Origin of the sequence: Salinicola avicenniae (assembly GCF_023736115.1) — a bacterium.
In the GTDB taxonomy this organism is placed as follows: Bacteria; Pseudomonadota; Gammaproteobacteria; order Pseudomonadales; family Halomonadaceae; genus Salinicola; species Salinicola avicenniae.
The window spans coordinates 461,258-482,620 of the sequence record NZ_JAKQZC010000002.1 but is presented as its reverse complement, the minus strand read 5'-3'; the positions used below and the strand labels follow the sequence as shown (position 1 = coordinate 482,620).

At 64.1% G+C, this 21,363-nt stretch carries 17 protein-coding genes and 1 tRNA gene; 6 read left to right on the top strand and 12 right to left on the bottom strand.

Annotation, left to right across the window (positions count from 1 at the left end; translation table 11 throughout):
* Nucleotides 1-55 precede the first annotated feature (55 nt).
* The 3 genes from MC381_RS05805 to MC381_RS05795 all read left to right on the top strand — a co-directional run bounded on the left by MC381_RS05805 (nucleotide 56) and on the right by MC381_RS05795 (nucleotide 7,377).
* Nucleotides 56-4,882, top strand: coding sequence for an NAD-glutamate dehydrogenase (locus tag MC381_RS05805; protein ID WP_251976785.1), 4,827 nt, complete (start codon nucleotides 56-58; stop codon nucleotides 4,880-4,882).
* Between the two features lie 184 nt (nucleotides 4,883-5,066).
* A complete protein-coding gene (locus MC381_RS05800) occupies nucleotides 5,067-6,215 on the top strand; it encodes a hypothetical protein (RefSeq protein ID WP_251976784.1) in 1,149 nt (382 codons plus the stop codon).
* A 148-nt stretch (nucleotides 6,216-6,363) separates the two neighbouring features.
* Nucleotides 6,364-7,377, top strand: a complete 1,014-nt coding sequence (locus MC381_RS05795) for a quinone-dependent dihydroorotate dehydrogenase (RefSeq protein ID WP_251976783.1) — start codon at nucleotides 6,364-6,366, stop codon at nucleotides 7,375-7,377.
* 122 nt (nucleotides 7,378-7,499) lie between these two features.
* Here the strand turns inward: MC381_RS05795 and rmf are convergent, their stop codons facing one another.
* Nucleotides 7,500-7,709, bottom strand: a complete 210-nt coding sequence (gene rmf, locus MC381_RS05790) for a BatR family protein (protein WP_251976782.1) — start codon at nucleotides 7,707-7,709, stop codon at nucleotides 7,500-7,502.
* Nucleotides 7,710-7,980: 271 nt separating this feature from the next.
* Here rmf and rlmKL point away from each other — a divergent pair, with 271 nt between their 5' ends.
* Nucleotides 7,981-10,158, top strand: a complete 2,178-nt coding sequence (gene rlmKL / locus MC381_RS05785; RefSeq protein ID WP_251976781.1) for a bifunctional 23S rRNA (guanine(2069)-N(7))-methyltransferase RlmK/23S rRNA (guanine(2445)-N(2))-methyltransferase RlmL — start codon at nucleotides 7,981-7,983, stop codon at nucleotides 10,156-10,158.
* An 81-nt stretch (nucleotides 10,159-10,239) separates the two neighbouring features.
* On the opposite strand, the gene MC381_RS05780 is transcribed toward rlmKL, so the two are convergent.
* A complete protein-coding gene (locus tag MC381_RS05780) occupies nucleotides 10,240-10,515 on the bottom strand; it encodes a WGR domain-containing protein (protein ID WP_251976780.1) in 276 nt (91 codons plus the stop codon).
* 203 nt (nucleotides 10,516-10,718) lie between these two features.
* Here MC381_RS05780 and pdxB point away from each other — a divergent pair, with 203 nt between their 5' ends.
* Nucleotides 10,719-11,870 carry a 4-phosphoerythronate dehydrogenase PdxB gene (gene pdxB, locus MC381_RS05775; protein WP_251976779.1) on the top strand — a complete coding sequence of 384 codons (1,152 nt, stop codon included), beginning with the start codon at nucleotides 10,719-10,721 and terminating at the stop codon, nucleotides 11,868-11,870.
* A gap of 54 nt (nucleotides 11,871-11,924) precedes the next feature.
* Here the strand turns inward: pdxB and MC381_RS05770 are convergent, their stop codons facing one another.
* From MC381_RS05770 to msrB, 10 genes are all read right to left on the bottom strand, one after another.
* Nucleotides 11,925-12,689 (bottom strand): siderophore-interacting protein, encoded by a 765-nt coding sequence (locus MC381_RS05770; RefSeq protein ID WP_251976778.1) that lies wholly within the window; start codon nucleotides 12,687-12,689, stop codon nucleotides 11,925-11,927.
* A gap of 38 nt (nucleotides 12,690-12,727) precedes the next feature.
* Complete coding sequence (locus tag MC381_RS05765; RefSeq protein ID WP_251976777.1) at nucleotides 12,728-13,150, bottom strand: MarR family winged helix-turn-helix transcriptional regulator; 423 nt, start codon at nucleotides 13,148-13,150, stop codon at nucleotides 12,728-12,730.
* Nucleotides 13,151-13,352: 202 nt separating this feature from the next.
* On the bottom strand, nucleotides 13,353-14,615 hold the full coding sequence (gene codB / locus MC381_RS05760) for a cytosine permease (protein ID WP_251976776.1): 1,263 nt from the start codon (nucleotides 14,613-14,615) through the stop codon (nucleotides 13,353-13,355).
* Between the two features lie 233 nt (nucleotides 14,616-14,848).
* Nucleotides 14,849-15,595, bottom strand: coding sequence for an anti-sigma factor (locus tag MC381_RS05755; protein ID WP_251976775.1), 747 nt, complete (start codon nucleotides 15,593-15,595; stop codon nucleotides 14,849-14,851).
* On the bottom strand, nucleotides 15,592-16,146 hold the full coding sequence (locus tag MC381_RS05750) for a sigma-70 family RNA polymerase sigma factor (RefSeq protein ID WP_251976774.1): 555 nt from the start codon (nucleotides 16,144-16,146) through the stop codon (nucleotides 15,592-15,594). Before MC381_RS05750 ends, MC381_RS05755 begins: the two co-directional genes overlap by 4 nt.
* A 101-nt stretch (nucleotides 16,147-16,247) precedes the next feature.
* On the bottom strand, nucleotides 16,248-16,769 hold the full coding sequence (locus tag MC381_RS05745; protein ID WP_319022827.1) for a DUF3455 domain-containing protein: 522 nt from the start codon (nucleotides 16,767-16,769) through the stop codon (nucleotides 16,248-16,250).
* A gap of 255 nt (nucleotides 16,770-17,024) precedes the next feature.
* The gene (htpX, locus tag MC381_RS05740) at nucleotides 17,025-17,927 is read right to left on the bottom strand and encodes a protease HtpX (RefSeq protein ID WP_251976773.1); all 903 of its coding nucleotides are present in this window, start codon (nucleotides 17,925-17,927) and stop codon (nucleotides 17,025-17,027) included.
* A 287-nt stretch (nucleotides 17,928-18,214) separates the two neighbouring features.
* Nucleotides 18,215-19,441: a pyridoxal phosphate-dependent aminotransferase gene (locus tag MC381_RS05735; RefSeq protein ID WP_251976772.1), complete on the bottom strand. Its 1,227-nt coding sequence runs from the start codon at nucleotides 19,439-19,441 to the stop codon at nucleotides 18,215-18,217.
* Nucleotides 19,442-19,613: 172 nt separating this feature from the next.
* Nucleotides 19,614-20,558 carry a ribosome biogenesis GTPase YlqF gene (ylqF, locus tag MC381_RS05730; protein WP_251976771.1) on the bottom strand — a complete coding sequence of 315 codons (945 nt, stop codon included), beginning with the start codon at nucleotides 20,556-20,558 and terminating at the stop codon, nucleotides 19,614-19,616.
* Between the two features lie 122 nt (nucleotides 20,559-20,680).
* Nucleotides 20,681-21,079, bottom strand: coding sequence for a peptide-methionine (R)-S-oxide reductase MsrB (gene msrB, locus MC381_RS05725; protein WP_251976770.1), 399 nt, complete (start codon nucleotides 21,077-21,079; stop codon nucleotides 20,681-20,683).
* A 165-nt stretch (nucleotides 21,080-21,244) separates the two neighbouring features.
* On the opposite strand from msrB, the gene MC381_RS05720 reads away from it, so the two are divergent.
* A tRNA-Glu gene (locus tag MC381_RS05720) sits at nucleotides 21,245-21,320 on the top strand.
* Nucleotides 21,321-21,363: the final 43 nt, after the last annotated feature.

The window sequence follows — 21,363 nt, the reverse complement described above, 5'->3', positions numbered from 1 at the left end:
CTGCGCCAAGTCACGTGGCCGCCATGTCGGCGGTCGATGTCAGCCGAGGTGATAGATGCAACACGTCGCGATCGAGGGAAAGACGGAGTTTCTGGAGCAGCTGCGGGACAAGCTTTCCCGTCGCCTCCCCGAGGATAAGGTGAACCGGATCACGGCCTTCGCCGAAGATCTCTACGCCACGGCGCCGTTCGAGGAAGCGGCCGACCGCCAGCTGGAGGATATCTACGGCGCCACGCTGGCGGCCTGGCACTTCATGCGTACCTTCGATCCGGCCGATGCCAAGGTCCGGGTCTTCAACCCCAATTTCGAAGCTCACGGCTGGCAGTCGCCGCACACCGTCGTGGCCGTGCTGCACGAGGACATGCCGTTTCTGGTCGACTCCGTGCGCATGGAGCTCAACTATCGCGGCCTGACGCTGCACGCGATCCACAATGCCGTACTCGCGGTCGAGCGCGATAGCCGCCACCACGCCAAACGGATCACCGGCATTCACGCCGAACAGGCGCCGGCGTCGCACGAGTCGATCATTCTGATCGAAGTCGACCGGCATACCGATGACGCCACGCTTCGCGATATCGAACAGGGCCTGCACGAGGTGCTGGTCGACGTGCGTACCGCGGTCGCCGACTTCGAGCCGATGTGCGACAAGGTGGGCGAGGTGATCGAGGCGCTGGAGCAGGATCGCCCCGAAGGCGTCACGGCGGCCGATCAGAAGGAGACGATCGCTTTTCTGAAGTGGCTGGTCGACGAGCACTTCACGTTCCTTGGCTTTGCCGAGAGTCGCTGCGTGGGCAAGGGCAGCAAGGTGCATCTGGAGCGGGTCGAGGGCAGCGAGCTGGGCGTGCTCAAGCTCGATCAGCCGCGCTATCAGGAGCAGGCCCGTTTCGGTGACGAGGATGGCCCCACGCCCAGCCTGCTGCACTTCGCCAAGAGTGCCCATCACGCGCGCGTACACCGGCCGACCTATCCGGACCATATCGCCATCACGCGACATGATGCCAAGGGAAAGGTCATCGGTGAGTGGCGTTTCTTCGGTCTGTTCACTTCGCTGGTCTACAACGAGTCGCCGCGTAGCGTACCTGTGCTGCGGCGCAAGGTGCAGGCGGTCATCGACGCTGCCGGCGTCAACCCGAAGGGGCATAACGGCAAGCTGCTGCTGCAGATTCTCGAGGTGCATCCGCGCGATGACCTGTTCCAGAGCACGACCGAGGAGCTCAGCCGCACGGCATTCGGCATTCTCAATATTCGCGAGCGTCGTCGCGTGCGTCTGTTTATCCGTGAGGATCGCGCCGGCCAGTTCTACTCCTGCCTAGTGTTCGTGCCGCGAGATATCTTCTCCACCGGTCTGCGCCTGCGGATTCAGCGACTGCTGTGCGACGAGCTCGACGCGACCTTCGCCGACTTCAACCCGTATCTGTCGGAATCGGTCCTGGCGCGGATCCAGATCACTCTGCGCTTCAACGGCGACAAACCCGCCGAATACGATGCGCGCGCCATCGAGCGCAAGGTGATCAACCTGGCACGCAACTGGCGCGAGGATCTGCACGCGGCCCTGATCGAGGGGCTGGGCGAGGAGCTCGGCAACCAGCAGGCCCAGGTCTTCCGAGACGCTTTCCCCGGTGGCTACCGGGACGACTTCTCCGCGCGGACCGCCGCCAACGATATCCGCCACCTGTGCGCACTGGACGCCGGGGCGCCGATCGGGGTCAGTCTTTATCACCTGGCGGAGAGCGCGGCCGGCAACGTCAATCTCAAGCTATATCACCACGAATCGCCGATCCCGCTTTCCGATATGCTGCCGGTGCTCGAGAACCTCGGCCTGCGCGTGATCAGTGAGCGCCCCTACCGCGTGGCCACGCCGGAGCGAGTCTACTGGATCCACGACTTCACCTTCGAGTACCACGGGGTCGGCGAAATCGATCTGCGCGACATGCGCGACAATTTCATCGATGCCTTCACTCGCATCTGGGTCGGCGATGCCGAGAACGACAGCTATAACCGCCTGATCATCGGCGCCGGCCTTCACTGGCGGCAGGTGGCGGTGCTGCGCGCCTACGCGCGCTACATGAAGCAGCTGCGCATCGGTCTCTCGCAGCACTACATCGCCAATACGCTGGCGGCACATGCCGAGATCACCCGCGGCCTTGGAGAACTGTTCGCACTGCGTTTCTCGCCGGACGAGGCGTCGAGTCGCGAAGAACGTTGCCAGCAAGCGGTCGAGTCGTTGAACGGCCTGCTCGACCAGGTTGCCAGCCTCAATGACGACCTGCTGCTGCGCCGCTATGTCGATCTGATTCAGGCCACTGTGCGCACCAACTATTTCCAGCCTACGGCCGAGGGCGAGGACAAGGCCTACATCTCGTTCAAGCTCGAGCCGAGCAAGGTGCCGGGCATGCCCAAGCCGCGGCCGTTGTTCGAGGTGTTCGTCTATTCGCCGCGCATGGAAGGCGTGCACCTGCGCGGCGGCAAGGTCGCGCGCGGTGGGCTGCGATGGTCGGATCGCAACGAGGATTTCCGCACTGAGATCCTGGGCCTCATGAAGGCCCAGCAGGTCAAGAACTCGGTGATTGTGCCGGTGGGCGCGAAGGGCGGCTTCATCTGCAAGCGCATGCCCGAAAATGCCGACCGCGATGCCGTCCAGGCTGAGGGGGTCGAGTGCTATCGCCTGCTGATTCGCGGGTTGCTGGACGTCACCGACAACCTGGACGGCACGACCGTCGTGCCGCCGGCTTCGGTGGTTCGCCACGACCCGGACGACCCCTATCTCGTGGTGGCGGCGGACAAGGGCACGGCGACTTTCTCCGACTATGCCAACGCCATCTCGCTGGAGTATGACTTCTGGCTGCGCGACGCCTTTGCCTCCGGCGGCGCCCAGGGCTACGACCACAAAGGCATGGCGATCACCGCGCGTGGCGCCTGGGAGTCGGTCAAGCGCCACTTCCGTGAACTGGGGTTGAATACCCAGAAGGACGAGTTCACGGCACTCGGGATCGGCGATATGGCCGGAGACGTCTTCGGCAATGGCATGTTGTTGTCGGACCGTATCCTGCTGGTTGGTGCCTTCAACCATAAGCATATCTTCGTCGATCCGACGCCGGATGCCGGCAAGTCCTTTGCCGAGCGTCAGCGTCTGTTCAAGCAGCCGCGCTCGAGTTGGTCCGATTATGACGAGGCGCTGATTTCCGACGGTGGCGGCGTCTTCTCCCGCGATGCCAAGTCGGTTGCCATTTCGGCGCCCATGAAGGAGCGTTTCGGCATCGAGGCGGACAAGCTGTCGCCCAACGAGCTGATCAACGCGATGCTCAAGTCGCAGGTCGACCTGATCTGGAACGGGGGCATCGGTACCTACGTCAAGGGAGCCGACGAGAGCCATGCAGACGTCGGCGACAAGGCCAACGACGGCTTGCGCATCGACGGTAACGAGCTCAACTGTCGCGTAGTCGGCGAGGGCGGCAACCTGGGCCTGACCCAGCTTGGCCGCATGGAGGCCGCCGCCAAGGGCGTCAGAGTCAATACCGACTTCATCGATAATGCCGGCGGGGTCAACTGTTCGGACCACGAGGTCAATATCAAGATCCTGCTGGATGATATCGTCCAGCGCGGCGACATGACCGAGAAGCAGCGCAACCAGCTGCTCGCGGACATGACCGAGGAGGTCGGCGAGCTGGTCGTGCGTGACAATTACCGCCAGACGCAAGCGCTGTCGCTCTCCGAGCGGCAGTCGCAGGAGGGGCTGGGGCCGTATCGTCGCTTCATCAACGAGCTGGAAGCGGCCGGCAGTCTCGATCGCGAACTCGAGTTCCTGCCCAGTGACGACGCGCTGATCGAGCGCGGCAACGCCGAGGGCGGGCTGACGCTGCCGGAGCTGAGCGTGCTCATCTCCTATGCCAAGAGCACGTTGAAGAGCGATCTCATTGCCGCCGACCTGCCCGATGACCTGCAGGTCCAGCAGCACGTGACGCGCGCCTTCCCGGCGACACTGGCCGAACGCTTCCCGCAGGATCTCGACAATCACCGTCTGAAGCGCGAGATCGTTGCCACCCAGCTGGCCAACGACCTGGTCGATCACATGGGGATCACCTTCATCCGACAGCTGCGCGACTCCACCGGCGCTACCCGCGTGGAGATCGCTCTGGCCTACGTGATCGCGCGTGACAGCTTTGGCCTGTCCGCGCTGTGGGAGCAGATCGAGGCGCTCGACTATCGCGTCGATGCCCAGGTGCAGTACACCATGATGCTGGATCTGATGCGGCTGCTGCGGCGCGCCACGCGCTGGTTCCTGCGTCAGCGCGGCGGACTCTCGGTGAAGGCCTGTGTCGAGCAGTACGCCCCCCAGCTGACCCAGCTCAAGGAAGATATCGGCAAGCGCCTGCAGGGCGATGAGCGCGAGGCCTGGCTGGCCCGACGCGATGAGCTGGTCGGCCACGGCGTACCCGAAGCGCTGGCTGGCATCGTGGCGGCAGCGCCCAGCGTCTACGCCGGGCTGGGCATTATTCAGGCAGCACGCGCGAGCGGTGAAAAGATCCAGCGTGTCGCCGAGGTCTACTACGCGATCGGCGAGCGTCTGGCGCTGCCGTGGATGATGCACCAGGTCAATGAGCTGGACGTGCGCGACGGCTGGCAGGCCCAGGCGCGCGAGACCTTCCGCGACGATCTCGACCGCCAGCAGCTGGCGCTGACCGTCCGGGTGCTGGGCATGAGCGATGCGCCACGCGAGGTCGAGGCGAGGGTGGCACGCTGGCAGGAGCAGCACGCGCCGCTCTTCGATCGCTGGAATGCGTTGCTTTCCGAGATTACCGCCGGGACCCAAGTCACCTTCCCTCTGGTGGCCGTGGCGATCCGCGAACTGGTCGATCTTGCCGAAAGCGATAGCGAAGGCTAAGGTGGCCGCTGTGCCGGGCCCGCTGGGCCCGGCTCCGCTTTTCGTGACGAGCGGCGGGGAACGACGTGCCGGCGGTCGTCGAATAATCAGAAATGGCGCTTGTCGCGGTGCCGTTAAGGTGCCCTATCAAGCGCCTCTGTTATGCTGTGCGCCGATTCGGACGCAGCCAACGCAGAGGGACCCCATGAAGTATCGCGTGTTCTCCACTTTATTCGTGGCGATGAGCCTGGCCGGTGCCACCGCTCAGGTCAGTGCCGACAGCCCGGCGCTGCAGCGTGCCCAGGAGGCGGCCAGTAAGGTCGACCTGACCCAGTATTTCCAGTCCAGCTCCGATGCCCGCAGCCAGAGCTTTCTCTTCGGCGGTCTGCAGCAGCATCCGTTCACCGTCGCCGAGGCCGGCACCTATCGCTTCAGCAGCTCGATTCTGCCGGGCGAGTCGCCTGACTACCGCATCACGGCCAAGCTGATCGATGCCAATGGCAACGTGATCGAGCGTGGCGAGGGGCTGGGCACCAGCGGCGGTCTGGAGATGGAAGAGCACCTCGAGCCCGGTGACTACCGCCTGCAGGTTTCGGGCCAGAAATTCGGTACCACCAAGACCGGTGGTAACAGCTTCAACATCACCGTGGATCAGATCGATGCCGGTGGCAATGTCATCGCCGCCGACGAGGGCGGGGTCGATGACGGCGGCGGTCGCATCATGTTCGGTGGTGCGAGTGCCAGCGGCCGCACCACGGCGTTTGTCGACTCCGAGGACGAAGTGGCGACGCTCAGCGCCCCCGGCCGTCGCGCGGCAGAGGATGTTGCGGCCAGCGGTGCCGTTACCGAGGCGTCTCCCGAGGGGCCCGACTTCGGGACCGCCAACACGGGCGATACCGCGATGCCGCCGGCGGCGCAGGATCGTGAGGTCGGTGCACCGGAGAATGGCGTGGCGGCAGCCGCGGATGAGCTCGCTTCCGACCGTCCGCGTACCGGTCGCCCGGAACGTCCTGCGCTGCCGCAGGACGGTTTCGACGAGATCGTCGCCGACATTCGCATTCTGCAGCAGGGTGAGGTGCTGAGCTTCGACGTGGCGGAGACGGGTACCGTTTCCATTGCCAGCTCGACCTTCCCCGGCAACGAAGGCACGTATCGTCTCGAGGCCGAGGTGCTCGACGCCGACGGCAACGTGGTGGCAAGCGATGCCGGCAACCTGGCGATCGGCGACTTCGATATCGAGACCGTGCTCGAGCCGGGGCGCTATACCGTATCGGTGCAGGGGCAGCGTTTCGGTTCGGCCATGGGCTCGGCCAACCGTTACACGCTGCGCGTCAAGCAGCTCGACACCCAGTAAGCGCATCTCGCAGGACCGAAGGCCCGACGCGAGATTCGCGCCGGGCCTTCTTGTGTCCTGTCCCCGGGGCCGCTCTGGATGCTTGCCGCGGCGTCGAGTTGGGATATACTCGCCCGCCGCTTCCTTTCGCCAACGACGAGATTCTTTCATGTACGCCCTCGTTCGCTCCCTGCTGTTCCGGCTCGAGCCGGAAGCCGCGCACCGACTCACGCTGACGGCCCTGGATGGCGCCCATCGGCTGCATCTGACGGGACTGATGGGAGAGGCGGAAAGCGATAGCGCGCCGGTCGAGCTCATGGGGCTCTCCTTCCCCAATCGGGTCGGGCTGGCCGCCGGGCTCGACAAGAATGCTGATCACCTCGATGCGCTGGGCGCGCTGGGCTTCGGCTTCGTCGAAGTCGGCACTGTCACGCCGAAGGCGCAGCAGGGCAACCCGAAGCCGCGCCTGTTCCGCCTGCCCCAATCGCAGGCGATCATCAATCGCATGGGGTTCAACAACGCCGGGGTCGACCATCTGGTTGCCAACGTGCGACGTAGCCGCTATCGCGGCGTGGTCGGGATCAATATCGGCAAGAACTTGACCACACCGGTCGAACGCGCTGTCGACGACTATGTCACCTGCCTGCGCAAGGCGCATGGGGCGGCGCACTACATTACGGTCAATATCTCCTCGCCCAACACACCGGGCCTTCGCAACCTGCAGTTCGGCGACCACCTGAATGGTCTGCTGAGCGCGTTGAAGGAAGAAGTGACGCGACTGGATGCCGAACTGGGACGGCGGGTGCCACTGGCCGTCAAGATTGCACCGGACATGAATCGCGACGAGATCGCCTTGGTGGCCCGGACGCTCGCCGCCACCGGTGTTGACGGCGTGATCGCGACCAATACCACGATTTCGCGCGACAACGTCGCCGGCATGCCGCACGCGCATGAAGCCGGCGGGCTCTCCGGGGCGCCCCTGTTCGTCGCCTCGACCACGGTCGTACGTGAGCTGCGAGAGCAGCTGCCCGAGATGCCGATCATCGGTGCCGGCGGCATCGATAGCGGTGTGCGGGCCAGCGAAAAGCTGCAGGCAGGCGCCGATCTCGTCCAGCTCTACACCGGGTTCATCTATCGTGGGCCGGAACTGGTCGGGGAGTGCATTCGCGCGACGGGCGACTGATCCGCTGAGGGGGGGGCGCGGGAGGGCCTGCAAGAAGAGGCAACTTGCGATGGCGGGGGCATCAAAAAGGCCCGCCGGGATGGCGAGCCTTGAGGAGGGTGACGATCATGCGCCTGTCGGCATCACGTCATGACCATGGGGTTCTTGTGGATACCGGAAACGCCGGTCATGCCGGCCCACTGGTCCCCGCGACCTTCACGCCAACCGCTCATCCAGTATTCGCGCAGATTAACGTCCTGGCTAGGGCATTCGTCGCGTGAGCGACCGGCCATCCCCGCCTTGTAGCCGTGCAGATATGCCCGCTGGTTGCGATCACGTTTCTGTCGTTTCATCGTATGGCCTCTTGTCGAACGAACGAGTGCTTCTCTTCTAGGAACACCACTGGTTGGGAAACACTACAGCCGCCGGCTGACTGCAAGAGTTCGACCGGTCGACTGTCCGCGATGATGTCCGGACAGGCAATACGCATGCGTTATTTCGTAGCTACGACTGTTAGCTTTAGCCGAAGAGAGAAAGGCTGTCGATAGGCGTTTCGTCATAAGGCACCTCTTTCAACGTATCCATGGGAATATGACCGTTCCGCCAAGGTTCGATGACACCATCATGAAAGACGATAACTCACTGTTGAGCCTGACGATCACCTGTCCCTGGAGCGTCGAGCCTTTGCTCGCCGAAGAGGTGGCGGGGTTCGGGGCCGAGATACAAAAATCTACCGTTGCCGGGGTTCAGGCGCTGGCCGATCGCCAGAGCGCCTATCGCATCTGCCTGTGGTCTCGGCTTGCCAACCGCGTGATTCTGACGCTGGGACGTGCGCGTGGGTGTGACGAGCCGGCCGCGATCGTCGACGCCGTCAGATCGATGCCCTGGGCCGACTATCTGCGTGATGGCCAGACCCTGGCCGTGGATTTTCATGGCCAGTCGTCGGCGATTCGGCACACGCGCTTCGGCGCCCAGGTCGTGAAGGACGGCATCGTCGAGGCGATGACTGCCGCCGGCCGCTCGCGGCCATCGGTCGATACCCGCGACCCTGACGTGCGTATCTACGCCAATCTGCACCGGGGGCAGCTCACGGTCGGCATCGATCTGGTCGGCGCCAGCCTGCACCAGCGCGGCTATCGGCGCGATACCGGACACGCACCGCTGAAGGAGAACCTGGCGGCAGCGCTGCTCGTGCGTGCCGACTGGCCGGCTCGGGCCAAGCGCGGCGAGTCGCTGGTCGACCCCATGTGCGGTGCCGGTACGCTGTTGATCGAGGCGGCGATGATGGCAGCGGACATCGCGCCGCAGCTACAGCGTGAGCGCTTTGCCTTCCAGCGCCTGGCGAATTACGAGCCGGCGCAATGGCACGAGCTGGCGCGGGAAGCCAAGGTGCGTGCCGAGGTCGGCCGGCGGCGGGCAAAAGCGAGCCTGTGGGGCTTCGACCAGAGCCCGCAGGCGATCGCCGCCGCGCGCAGCAACGCCATGCGCGCCGGTATCCCGGCCTTGATCACGTTGGCGGGCGGCTCAGTGAAGAGTCTGGCCCGGCCGTCGGAGGCGGCGGAGAGCGGCTTGGTGATTACCAACCCGCCCTACGGCGAGCGCCTGGGCGAGCTTCCGGAGCTGGTGTCGCTCTACAGCGACCTCGGTGCGCGACTGAAGCGTGATTTCGGCGGCTGGCAGCTGGCGCTCTTTACCGGGAACCCGGATCTCGGCCACCGGCTCGGGCTGCGTGCGCACAAGCAGTACGCCTTCAAGAACGGTCCGCTGGACTGCAAGCTGTTGCTGGCGGATATCGCCCGGCGCGACGTCGATGCCAGCGAAGCGCCGGCAACGGGTGGCGAGGCGCGAACGGCGACGCTAAGCGAAGGCGCACGCATGTTTGCCAACCGGCTGCGTAAGAACCGCAAGCGGCTGGCCAAGTGGCTCAAGCAGTCGGGCGAGGCATGCTACCGGCTCTACGATGCGGATATGCCCGAATACGCACTGGCGATCGATGTCTATGGCCATCAGATTCATGTGCAGGAGTACGCGCCGCCGAAGTCTGTCGATGCGACCAAGGCGCAGCGGCGCCTGCTCGATGCGCTGAGTGCTATTCCGGAAGCGCTCGAGGTGCGGCCGGAGCAGGTCCACTACAAGCAGCGCGAACGTCAGAGCGGCAGGGCGCAGTACACCAAGCAGAGCGACAGCGGCGACCGCTTCGTGGTCGAGGAGGGACCGGCGAAGCTGTGGGTCAATCTGACCGACTACCTGGATACGGGTCTGTTTCTGGATCATCGTCCGGTTCGCCGCCTGCTGCGTGAGCAAGCGGCCGGCAAGCGCTTTCTCAACTTGTTCTGCTACACCGGTACGGCGACCGTGCACGCTGCGATAGGGGGGGCAAGCGATAGCCTGAGCGTCGATCTCTCGAATACCTACCTGGAGTGGGCGCGGTACAATTTCACGCTCAACAAGCTTGATCCGAGTCGGCATCGCGTGGTGCGCGACGACTGTCTGCACTGGTTGGAGACGGCGGGAGGAACGTTCGACCTGATCTTCCTCGACCCGCCGACCTTCTCCAACTCGAAGCGCATGGCCGGAACACTAGATATCCAGCGTGATCATGCGCAGCTGATTGCGCTCGCCATGGCGCGCCTGGCGCCGGGCGGGGAGCTGATCTTTTCCAACAATCAGCGCGGCTTCACGCTGGACGACACGGTTGCGACGCGCCATGTCGTCGAGGAGATCACGGCGCAGACCTATGATCCGGATTTCACCCGGCGTGCCAACCTGCACCACTGCTTCCGGATTCGTCACCTCGATTGAGGGCATGTCGATCCTCGCGCGCGGGCGCGAGGATCGGGGCTTGGGCGGTAGAGGCTGGGGCGACGGTGAGTGGGATCGGTATCAGTCCAGCAGCGAAAGCTGAGCGACGGCCTTGCGGCCTTCCGGGCTGTCGTCATCGGCTTCCAGCACCTTGCGATAGCCGCGGGCGGCCTGAATATGCGAGAGGTCCTCGACCCACATCATGGCCTGCGCGTAACTGTCGGCGACCGCGTGCTTCAAACCGCCGTATTGGGTGCCGATCTGCCCCCAGGCGCGACTGAAGATCCAGTCTCCGAACATGTCCTGGTGCAGATGGACCAGGACATAGTCATGTTCACTTTCCCAGCGGACGATCACACGGACTCCTGAGGTATCGATGGCTCTGGCTTGTTCGCGATGGCAGGCAAGGCCTAATATATTCCCGCCGAACGCGTGGGCACTGGAGGGTGCGGCGTTCGACGCCAGGACCATTGTAAAGCAAGTGCCGAGGAAATCGACGCGTGCGTCGACTCGTCATGCTGCCTCGATCCCGGCAATGATTCGTCAACAAGAGAGGTTTCATGCGCATCCTGGTGGATGAAAACGTGCCGCTGGCGGAAGAGTTCTTCAGCGAGCTGGGGGAAGTGACGCGACAGGCCGGGCGCGAGATGACGGCCGATAGCCTGCGCGGCCACGATGTCCTTGTGGTGCGTTCGATCACGCAGGTCGATGCTCGTCTGCTCGAGGGCGCCGATCGGCTCAAGTTCGTCGGCACCTGTACCATCGGCACCGATCATATCGACTCACAGGCGCTGGAGGAGCGTGGTATCGCCTTTGCCAGCGCGCCGGGGAGCAACGCCGGTTCGGTGGTCGACTACGTTCTCTCCAGTCTGCTGCTGCTGGCGGAGGAGGACGGCTTCTCCTTGAGCGGCAAGACGATCGGTATCGTCGGTGCCGGCAACGTCGGTGGTCGTCTCGCCGCGCGCCTGGATAACCTCGACGTCGAATGCCTGATCTGCGATCCGCCGCGGGCCGCCGCCGAAGGGCGCGAAGATTTCCTCGATCTGGATACGCTGATCGCGCAGGCCGATATTCTCTGTCTGCATACGCCGCTGGTCAGCGGGGGCGAGCACGCCACACACCACCTGATGAATCGGACGCGCATCGAAGCACTGAAGCCCGGCACGGTGCTAATCAACGCCGGGCGAGGCGATTGTCTCGATGGGCAGGCGCTGCGCGAGCGTCTCGAACGCCAGGGGGATCTGCGCACGGTGCTCGACGTGTGGGAAGGCGAGCCGGGCATCGACGAGGCGCTGTTCGAGCTGATCGATATCGGCACGCCGCATATCGCCGGTTACAGCGTGGATGGCAAGATGCTCGGCACCGAGATGATCTACCAAGCGGCCATGCGTCATTTCGGCCTGCCGGCCCGCAAGAAGCTGGGGCAGTTGAAGCCCGATCCGTGGCTGCGCAAGATCGTGCTGCATAGCTGGACGCCGCCGCTCGAGGCGTTGTCGATGTGCGCCCGCGCCTGCTATGACGTGCGCCGGGATATGCTCGCCTTCGACCGCTATCGGCGCCGCCTGGGCATGGCGGCGGGATTCGATGCCTACCGCCGGGAATATCCGCCGCGGCGGGAGTTCCAGACCCTGCGTGTGGAGCTGAAGAAGAACAAGGGCGGTCTGCGCGATGCCCTCGAAGGCTTCGGTTTCAGCGTCAAGCTCGGTAAATGAACGTGACGCCGGCGCCCGGAGGGGCGCCGGCATCGGCTCAGTCTCGCGCCTCCCTCACGTATCGGCGGTGTCCCGCTCGGCATCCTCTCGCTTGACCACGCGGTGACCATCCTCGCTGCTGCCCCGTTTCCAGTAGCTGGAAATGTACATCTCGCGCTTGTCGACGCCACGATCGTCAATCAAATGGCGGCGCAGCTTGCGCATCGCCGAAAACTCGCACGCCACCCAGATGCCCGGCACGCCCGGCAGCCAGTCGAAGTCGCGCAGGGCGCCGACCAGGCGCTCGCTGTCGCTGCCCGGGTTCGGGTTGATCAGCCAGTTGACGCGCATGGCCGGTGGCAGGTCGAACCACTGGATATCCACTTCGCTGGTCACCTCGATGATCGCATAGCCCTGGGCATCGGCCGGAAGCCGTTCCAGGTTGGCGCCGATCGCCGGCAGCGAGGTCATGTCCCCGACCAGCAGGTACCAGTCGGCCGCTTGCGGAAGCCGCTTGACCGGCCCCGGGCCGCCAATCATGAGACGCTCGCCCAGGTTGGCCGAGCGGGCCCAGGCAGCCGCCGGGCCGGCATCCTCATGCATGGCCACATCGACATCGATCTCGTCGTCGCGCTGGCGGCGCACGGTATAGGTGCGCGTGGCACTGCGCGGCGTGCCGTCTTCGGCCTCGCCGGTCGGAATCATCAGCTTGATATAGGCGCTCTCCTGATCCGCGGGAAAGGCTTGCATGCCCTCGCCGCCGAAAGTCAGGCGCAGCATATTGGGGGTGACGGTTTCGCGCTTCAGTAGGGTATAGCGACGCGGTGCGGGCTTGGGCATGGCGGATTCCTCAGTGGAGGGGGCTCAGTGGATGTGGCTTAGTGAAGATTGTCGATCATCAGGCGGGAGAGGCGTACGAAGGCTGCCAGGTCTTCCGAGGCCAAGTGGCGGGCCAGGTCGGCATGGACGTGACGTTCGCAGGCGTCGATGCGGGTCAGCAACGCTTCACCTGCCTCGGTCAGGGCCAGCAGCTGGCTACGCCCGTCCGCGGGATTGGCGGTGCGTGTGACGGTGCCGCTCTCGACCAGCTCGCGCGTCAGCCGAGTGATCTGGGCCTTGTCGCGCTGCAGGCACTGGGCGACTTCCCCCGCCGTGCATGGGCTCAGGGTACGGACCGCCTTGAGTGTACGGATGTGTGATACCGCCAGCTCGCTCCCGCTTTCGCGGTAGGCGCGACGCAGGGCGCGTTTGTAGGCGTGCATGAGCTGATGAAGTGATTCACCAACCGACGTGTCGGACATGGGGAGCTCGAAGGTAGGAAGCTATGGTTGATATTATCAACTAGTTTGCGGTGTCGCGCCTTTGAATGTCAACCATTCTCATTGGAGATGGCCTGCGCCGGTTGTCAGGCTCGAGCGGTCGCGGCCATGATCGCCGGGGCTGTGACGCTTCCCGGCGATTGACGCAAAAGGGGTTTCCAGGACCAAGAAGTGGTTTCCGGGATCAGGAAGTCGCTTCGAGGGCGGGACGTCGGTTGACGCGGCAGCAGATCGGATAGAGCAGCAGGGCCAGCGCAATGCCGACCAGTGGTGGCGCCCAGGTGGCCAGCCAGGCACCCAGCGTGGCAAGGCAGTAGGCGATGATGCCCGGCCAGTGCAGCGTGGGTAGCGTAGTCGCCGCAAGGCGCGGATAGGTGCCGCGCCGAACCAGCAGATAGTCGGCCAGAATGACGCCGCCCAGCGGTGGTATGCAGGTGCCCAACGCGACGAGAAAGGGAATCAGCAACGCATCCATGCCGGCCATGGCCAGTAGCGTTCCGATCAGTGCTCCGCCGAGCGTGACCCAGCCTCGTTGGCGCGTGCGCAGCAGGTTGCAGCCGGCCGCGGCGAAGTTGTAGATGGTATTGTCCTGCGTGGTCCAGAGATTGAGGAACAGCATCGCCAGCCCGATCAGCGTGAGCCCCTGCAGTATCAGCACGTCGACGATATCCGGCTGACTGTAGACCAGTGCCCCGATGGCGCCTACCAGCACCATTAGCCCATTACCGACGGCAAAGGCCAGCAGCGTCGCGATGACGGCCTGGCGCGGCGTGCGCGCGAAACGGCTCCAGTTGCTGGCCTGCGTGGCCCCGGAGACGAAGGTGCCGAAGATCAGTGTCATGCCGGCAGCCCAGCTCATGCCGTTTGCCGGTTCAATGAGCGCCAAGCCCTGCCAGCCGCCGCCGTCGCGCCAGGCCATCGCCATGCTGATCAGGATAAGCAAGGTCATCGCCGGTACAGCCAGGTTCGACAGGCGCGCCAATCCGCGGTAGCCGATGAAGGCGGTCAGGCAGAAGCTGAGCCCGAACACCAACATCAACGGCAGCCGCCAGAGCGGGGCGAGTGAGAGCGTGGAGACCAGGACATCGGCGATGGTTGCCACGCCCCAGGCATACCAGCCGACTTGGGTAATGCCGAGCAGCAGATCCGACAACACGCTGCCGCGCTCCCCCAGAGCGAAACGCGCCATTAGCGCCGTGCTCAGGCCGGACTGGGCCGCCGCCCAGGCGATGGCCGCAGCGTAGATGCCGAGCAGCAGATTGCCGACGACGATTAGCATCAGCAGTTCGTGGAAGTCGAAGGCCGCGCCCAGTTGGCCGCCGGCGAACATGGTGGCGGTGAAAAAGGTAAAGCCGAGCAGTAGCAGTGCCAGGGAGGCGAATGGCTTGCGCGCATCCGCCGGGACCTCGCTCAGCGGATAGTCGTTGTCGGGCTGGGGTAAAGACATGGGGGCTCTCGCTATCCTGAAGGGTGGAGAGCGTCAAGCAAGCGGCGTACCGTTGCCGACAAAAGCGAGCCGGCGCGGAGGCTTCCCGTCGTGCGGCGGGGCGCCGCACCAGTGTGTTGCACCAACGCGGGGCAATGACGGGCGGTCTGGCGCCACCGGCGGATGACAAGAGTGCGCTATCTGTAGACTTCGCGCGTGCGCCCCACGCTCGGGCAGTGGTTACAGGGCCACGGTTACAGGGCCACGGCTCGGCCAATAAACTGAATCGGCCCGGTGGGATGGTCGAGCGGCGACCCGCCGGCGTCCTCGAGCGTGAGCTCGAACAGCTGGTTTTCCTCTAGCGGCGGTAGGTGTTCCAGGCTCAGATGGCGACTTTCGCCGGGTTCGATCAGCCCGAGCGATACCGGGCCGCCCCAGTCGTCGGCCTTGGTCCAGAATTCCAGCGTCTTGCCAGGGGGAACCTCGAAGCCGCCCGTCGGTATCAGTTCGATGTCGCGGGGCGAACTGGCCTGAACCACCCAGCCGGCCTGGCTGTGCTGTGGTGTCATCAGCACGACCAGGAAGCGTGGCGCGGCGGGTTGCGCCGGTTTCAGCGCCGTCAGAGTGCCCAGCGTGAGCATGCCTGCCAGGCCGCAAACAGCCAGTCCGCGCCACAGGCTCAGATTTTGCCAGAGCGCCTGCAGCCAGGTAGGCCCTGTTGGGGGCGATAGGGTATCCCTGACGACGGCGTCTTGCGAGGCATGTGCCAGCGTATGTTCGATGCGGCCCCACAGCGCGGCTGGCGGCTCGATCGGTTCGGCCAGACGTGTATACGGTTGCAGGCGCTTTTCCCAGCGTTCGACGGCCGCTCGTAACGCACCTTCCTCCGGCAGTCGCTGCTCGATATCGCGGCGTGTCTCAATGTCGAGCGTACCGAGCACGTATTCGCCCGCCAGCGCATCGATATCGCCGGCGTTTCGGGGCATCGTGTTGTCACTCATGTCAGACACTCGTGCAGTGCAGTCAGACTGCGCTTGATCCAGGCCTTGACGGTGCCCAGCGGGCGCTCGAGGCGTGTCGCGATTTCCTGATGGGTATAGCCGTCGACGTAGGCGTGGAACAGGCAGTTGCGGCGTTCCGCGTCGAGTTCGGCGAGGCAGCGATCCAGTTCGCCCTTGCCCAGCCAGTCGAAATGATCGCTGGCCTCTGCCGCCGCAGCGAGAGCGTTGGTTGCCTCCAGGCGCTCGGCCGTTTCGTCATCGACCGTGACTTCGCGGTGACGGCGACGAACATGGTTAAGGGCGAGATGGCGCGCAATGCTGAAGATCCAGGTCTTGCCCGAGCCGCGTTCGCGGTCGAAGGTGTGAGCCATTTGCCAGATCTTGACGAAAGCATCGTGGATCAGATCTTCGGCGGTCGCGCGGTCGCCCACGATGCGCTGTACCACCCCCAGCAAGCGCGCGCCCTCGAGTGTGTAGATCGCCCGCAGTGCCTGATGATCACCATCGGCGCAGGCCATCAGCAGTGTATTGTGGTCCGTTTCGGCTGCCACTCGTGCATCCCTTGTTCCCGGCGCCATGAAGGCGTTTGGTGCCAGTCTACGCAACGCGGGCTCGCCTTGGCGAGCCCGCGCAGTGGGGGAAAGTGCCTGCCTTAGCCGGCCTTGAAGAAGTTGTAGTCCGCCTGATATTCGACCACTTCGGTCGCGCCGTCGTTGTCCGCGCTGCAGGCCATGTCCGGTGCGACGCCGCCTTGCGTGTTGAGCCGCTGGACGTAGGTCACACCACGCATGTGGCCTTCTCCCTCGGCGGGGTTGGCTGCCACCAGCTGTAGGGGAATGTTGCCGGTGCCGCCATCGGCGGTGCCGACCTGCGTTCCGGTGATGGCCGAGCCGTCACTGGATTCCCAGGTGGCTGGCGGTCCGTAGTAGCTGCCGACCTGTTTGCCGTCGGCGTCGTTGAGGCGGGCATCCGGTCCCTTGAAGACCCAGGCATGGGCACCGTCCTTCATCTCGCAGGCGTAGGTGATCTCGCCGACACCGACCGTTTCCATGGCGATCCGATTTCCGGCAGGCAGCGTGACATCCGAAGGGACCATTTCGGCGGCGGCGGGCAGGGCGATAGCGCCGAATAGGGCGGCGGTCAGGCTGAGGCTGGCTAGCGGCATGGCTTTCATGAGCACTCTCCTTGCGTGAAAGATGGCGAGATCACTCGTCTCGCCAGCGGGATACACGCGAGGAAGTAGGGCGGATGCAGGCTAGCCGGAAATATTTCGCGTCGGCGTCGCCACGGGGCGCCGACAGGCAGGAGATCATGACCATTGGCCATGACGACGATGCCCCGCGCTGAGGCGGGGCATCGAGGCGATAACCGGCAATCAAGGCATTGCCTTGGAGACATTGTCTTGGAGACATTGCCTTAAAACATTACCTTATTCGCGATACGCGGACTCTTTCAGTGCGCGAATGCGGTCGTCCAGCGGCGGGTGGCTGGCGAACAGCTTCTCCATGACCTTGCGTGTCTGGCCGGTGGTGATGGCGAAGGCGGTGAGCGAGTCCGGCATCTGATCCGGCTGCTGGGTTTCGGCCTTCAGGCGCGACAGGGCGTTGATCATGGCGCCGGCGCCGGCGTACTTGGCGCCGGCAGCATCGGCGCGGTATTCGCGAAAGCGCGAGAACCAGGCGACGATGATCGAGGCGACCAGCCCAAAGACGATCTCGGCGACGATCACTACCGCGAAGTAGCCCAGAAAGCCGAGCCCGCCGCCATTGTCGCGGTCACGCAGGAAGCTGTCGACGACCTGCGCGACGATGCGTGCGAAGAACATCACGAAGGTGTTGAGCACGCCCTGAATCAGGGCCAGCGTGACCATGTCGCCGTTGGCGACGTGGCCAATCTCGTGTGCCAGCACCGCGCGAATTTCCTCGGGGCGCATGCGATCCAGCAGCCCTTGGGAGACGGCAACCAGTGCGTCGTTCTTGTTCCAGCCTGTCGCGAAGGCGTTCGACTGCTGTGCCGGGAAGATCGCGACCTCCGGCATCTGGATGCCCGCCTGCTGCGAGAGTTCGCGGACGGTGTCCAGCAGCCACTGTTCGGTGCTGTTGCGCGGCTGTTCGATCACCTGGGCGCGGGTGCTCATCTTGGCCATCCACTTGGAGAGGAACAGCGAGACGAGAGAGCCGGCCATACCGATCACGAAGCAGAAGATCAGCAGGCTGTTCATGTTCATGCCGTTGGCATTCAGGTAGGGCTCGACGCCCAGAATGCGCAACGTGAAGCTGGCGACGAGAACCACCGCCAGGTTGGTTGCCAGAAACAGGATGATTCGCATCATCGGTTGTACCCTCAGTTTGGAAAGCGTCGTTCTTGCCATGGTGTGGATCGTGCCGCGTGGCTGGCCTTGGCGGCACGATGGCTGCGGTATTGTTATTCGTTAACACCCGGTAATCAGGTGGTTATGGTGGGTTAGATACGACTTTCGTGAATAGGTTTCAAGAGGGAAAACGCGAAAGCGTGAGGGAGGGCGCGCCGCCACGCGCCCCGAACACTGAATAAATCAAGAGGGCCGAATTCCCGATCCGGTGTCAGCCCCTGACGCCTCCCCCTCAGGATAGGCGGGAATTACTGCCGGTAGCGCGAAAGGAAGCGGGCGAAGCGGTCGAGGGCATCGCCGAGCTGGTCGGCCCAGGGCAGGGTGACGATACGGACGTGGTCCGGGTCTGGCCAGTTGAAGGCGGTTCCCTGCACCAGCAGAATGCGTTCCTGCAGCAGCAGATCGAGTACCATCTGGGCGTCATCGCGAATGGGGTAGACCTCCGGGTCCAGTCGCGGGAAGGCGTAAAGCGCGCCCTTGGGCTTGACGCAGGAGACGCCGGGGATGGCGTTCAGCTTTTCATACACGACGTCGCGCTGCGCCAGCAGGCGGCCGCCGGGCAGGATAAGGTCGTTGATCGACTGGTAGCCGCCGAGGCCGGTCTGGATCGCGTGCTGGGCGGGCACGTTGGCGCACAGTCGCATCGAGGCGAGCATGTTCAGGCCCTGGATGAAATCCTCGGCGTTCTGCTTGCCGAGACCGCCGGAGAGGATCATCCAGCCGGAGCGGAAGCCGGCGCAACGATAGCTCTTGGAGAGGCCATTCATGGTGACCACGAGCTGGTCGTCTTCGGCCAGTGCGCCGGTCGAGACGTGTTCGACGCCGTCATAGAGAATTTTGTCGTAGATCTCATCGGAGAACACCACCAGGCCATGCTGGCGCGCGATCGCCAGGATCTCCTTGACCACCGCCGGCGGATAGACCGCGCCGGTGGGGTTGTTCGGGTTGATCAGTACGATCGCCCGGGTGCGCGAGGTGATCTTGTCGCGAATATCGGCGATATCCGGTGACCAATCGGCGTTCTCGTCGCACAGATAGTGCACCGGATGGCCGCCGGAAAGGTTGGCGGCGGCGGTCCAGAGCGGGTAGTCCGGTGCCGGAATCAGCACTTCATCGCCGTCGTTGAGCAGCGCCTGCATGGCCATCACGATCAGCTCGGAAACGCCGTTGCCAATGAAGACGTCTTCGATGCCGACCCCCGGGATGCCCTTGCGCTGACACTCCTGCATGATCGCCTTGCGGGCCGAGTAGAGTCCCTTGGAATCGCAGTAGCCCTGGGCTGTCGGCAAATTGCGCATGACGTCCTGAAGAATCTCTTCAGGCGCTTCGAAGCCAAAGGGCGCAGGGTTGCCGATGTTGAGCTTGAGAATGCGGTGGCCTTCGTCCTCGAGCCGCTTGGCATGATCGAGGACGGGCCCGCGAATGTCGTAGCAGACATTGTCGAGCTTGTGCGATTTCCGAATGGGGCTGTTCATTGGGGTTCCGTATGCAGCATCGCCGAGGCATCGGACGGATGCGGTCACTCTAAACGATGGGTGGCTTGGGGCGGGAAGAACGCCGACACCCCAGCATAACGCCGCGGGGGCGCGGCGCAAGGGGCAGTCGGCGATGAAAAAGCGGCGTCACTGTATGGCTGTATGACGATGTTCAGCCCGGTAGCTCGTCCTCGGCAGGCATCGGTGGCAGGGCAATATCTTCCGGCAGTTCCAGCGTCACTCGCCCCAGTTTGCCGTCACGCAGTTCGTGCAGCAGCACTTCGGCGCCGCGGTGCAGATTGATCACGCCGCCGGCCTTGAGTCCGCCGCGTTTGCGAGCGATCTCGTTCATGATCGCGTGGCCATCGAAACCGGCCTGCGCCTGCAGATCGACCAACCTGGGGCCGTCGGCATCGACCGCATCGGCATCGACAGGCGGGGCATAGACTGGCAGTTCATCGAGTTTGTAGCGTTCGCGCAGGGCGGCGGGGTAGCGTTTGGCCAGTTCTGCAGCGCAGACGATGGCAACATCCACGTACTCGATCGCAGTATCGCGAATGGCGCCGCTGGCCGCCAGACGGTAGGCACTGGCCTGATCCTCGATCTTCGGCCACAGCACGCCCGGGGTGTCGGTCAGCGCCACACGGCCGTCGATACGGATCTTCTGCTGGCGCTTGGTCACGGCCGGTTCGTTGCCGGTCTTGGCGATCTTGCGGCCGGCGAGGCCGTTGATCAGCGTCGATTTTCCCACGTTGGGAATGCCCATCACCATGACGCGAACATCGCGATCCTGGCGTACCTGGCCGGCCAGTTCGTGACACAGGGCGGGAATCTGCTTCAGTTCCCGTGTCTGCGTGGTGGTCACGGCGATGGCCCGACTATCCGGCTGGGCATCGAAGTGCTCGATCCACTGCTGTGTCGCCTCGGGGTCGGCGAGATCGGCGCGTGAGAGGATCTTCAGCACCGGCTTGTGTTCGGTCAGGTCGGCCAGCATCGGGTTGCCGCTGGAGTAGGGTAGACGCGCATCGAGCACCTCGATCACCACGTCGATCTCCGGCAGCGCCTCGGTGATCTGACGGCGTGCCTTGTTCATATGTCCGGGATACCAGCCGAGCATGCGTCTCTCCTGCGAATCGGTCCTGGCTCAAAAAAGAGCGGGCCGACATTCTAGCAGAACGTCGGCCCGCCCTAGGGGTGCAGTTGCGTCAGGCGCCCGCTATCACCAAGGCTTGGATACGTTCACTCTCCAGCATGGAAGGTGATCGCGACCGAATTGATACAGTAGCGCTGCCCGGTGGTTTCGGCCGGGCCATCGGGGAAGACGTGGCCCAGGTGCGCGTCACAGCGCCGGCACGTGACTTCGATGCGGCGCATGCCGTGGGTCGTATCAAGATGCTCTTCCACCGAGGCGGCGGCCAGCGGGCGATCGAAACTCGGCCAGCCACAGTGTGCCTCGAACTTGTGCTCGCTCTCGAACAGCGGCGCCCCGCAGCAGACACAGTGGTATATGCCCTGAATCGGCTCGACCTGATAGTCGCCGCTGAACGGGCGCTCGGTGCCTTTCTCGCGGGTGACGTGATACTGCTCGGGGGTGAGCTGCTCGCGCCATTCGGCATCACTCTTTTGCACCTTGCTCATGGTCGGCCTCCTTCATGCTTCGACGTCTCGGACGCATTACAGGTCATTTGCGCCGTGTTGACCAGTAGCGATTAGGCAATGCCGAATATGGGTGAAATCAATTGCTTGACACTTGAAAATGGCCTCAGTACTATACGCGCCACCTCGACGGAGACGAGACATCACGTCCCATTCGTCTAGTGGTCCAGGACACCGCCCTTTCACGGCGGTAACAGGGGTTCGAACCCCCTATGGGACGCCACTCGACTCTCGGCGAGGGATGCGGTAAAACGCTGTGAGACAGC

Bases quoted from the DNA above. Each gene is read 5' to 3' on its own strand.
- MC381_RS05745 (WP_319022827.1), bottom strand. From the start codon at position 16,769: ATGAAAGCCATGCCGCTAGCCAGCCTCAGCCTGACCGCCGCCCTATTC.
- MC381_RS05800 (WP_251976784.1), top strand. From the start codon at position 5,067: ATGAAGTATCGCGTGTTCTCCACTTTATTCGTGGCGATGAGCCTGGCC.
- htpX (WP_251976773.1), bottom strand. From the start codon at position 17,927: ATGATGCGAATCATCCTGTTTCTGGCAACCAACCTGGCGGTGGTTCTC.
- MC381_RS05755 (WP_251976775.1), bottom strand. From the start codon at position 15,595: ATGAGTGACAACACGATGCCCCGAAACGCCGGCGATATCGATGCGCTG.
- pdxB (WP_251976779.1), top strand. From the start codon at position 10,719: ATGCGCATCCTGGTGGATGAAAACGTGCCGCTGGCGGAAGAGTTCTTC.
- MC381_RS05770 (WP_251976778.1), bottom strand. From the start codon at position 12,689: ATGCCCAAGCCCGCACCGCGTCGCTATACCCTACTGAAGCGCGAAACC.
- MC381_RS05765 (WP_251976777.1), bottom strand. From the start codon at position 13,150: ATGTCCGACACGTCGGTTGGTGAATCACTTCATCAGCTCATGCACGCC.
- rmf (WP_251976782.1), bottom strand. From the start codon at position 7,709: ATGAAACGACAGAAACGTGATCGCAACCAGCGGGCATATCTGCACGGC.
- codB (WP_251976776.1), bottom strand. From the start codon at position 14,615: ATGTCTTTACCCCAGCCCGACAACGACTATCCGCTGAGCGAGGTCCCG.
- MC381_RS05805 (WP_251976785.1), top strand. From the start codon at position 56: ATGCAACACGTCGCGATCGAGGGAAAGACGGAGTTTCTGGAGCAGCTG.
- rlmKL (WP_251976781.1), top strand. From the start codon at position 7,981: ATGAAAGACGATAACTCACTGTTGAGCCTGACGATCACCTGTCCCTGG.
- ylqF (WP_251976771.1), bottom strand. From the start codon at position 20,558: ATGCTCGGCTGGTATCCCGGACATATGAACAAGGCACGCCGTCAGATC.
- MC381_RS05795 (WP_251976783.1), top strand. From the start codon at position 6,364: ATGTACGCCCTCGTTCGCTCCCTGCTGTTCCGGCTCGAGCCGGAAGCC.
- msrB (WP_251976770.1), bottom strand. From the start codon at position 21,079: ATGAGCAAGGTGCAAAAGAGTGATGCCGAATGGCGCGAGCAGCTCACC.
- MC381_RS05735 (WP_251976772.1), bottom strand. From the start codon at position 19,441: ATGAACAGCCCCATTCGGAAATCGCACAAGCTCGACAATGTCTGCTAC.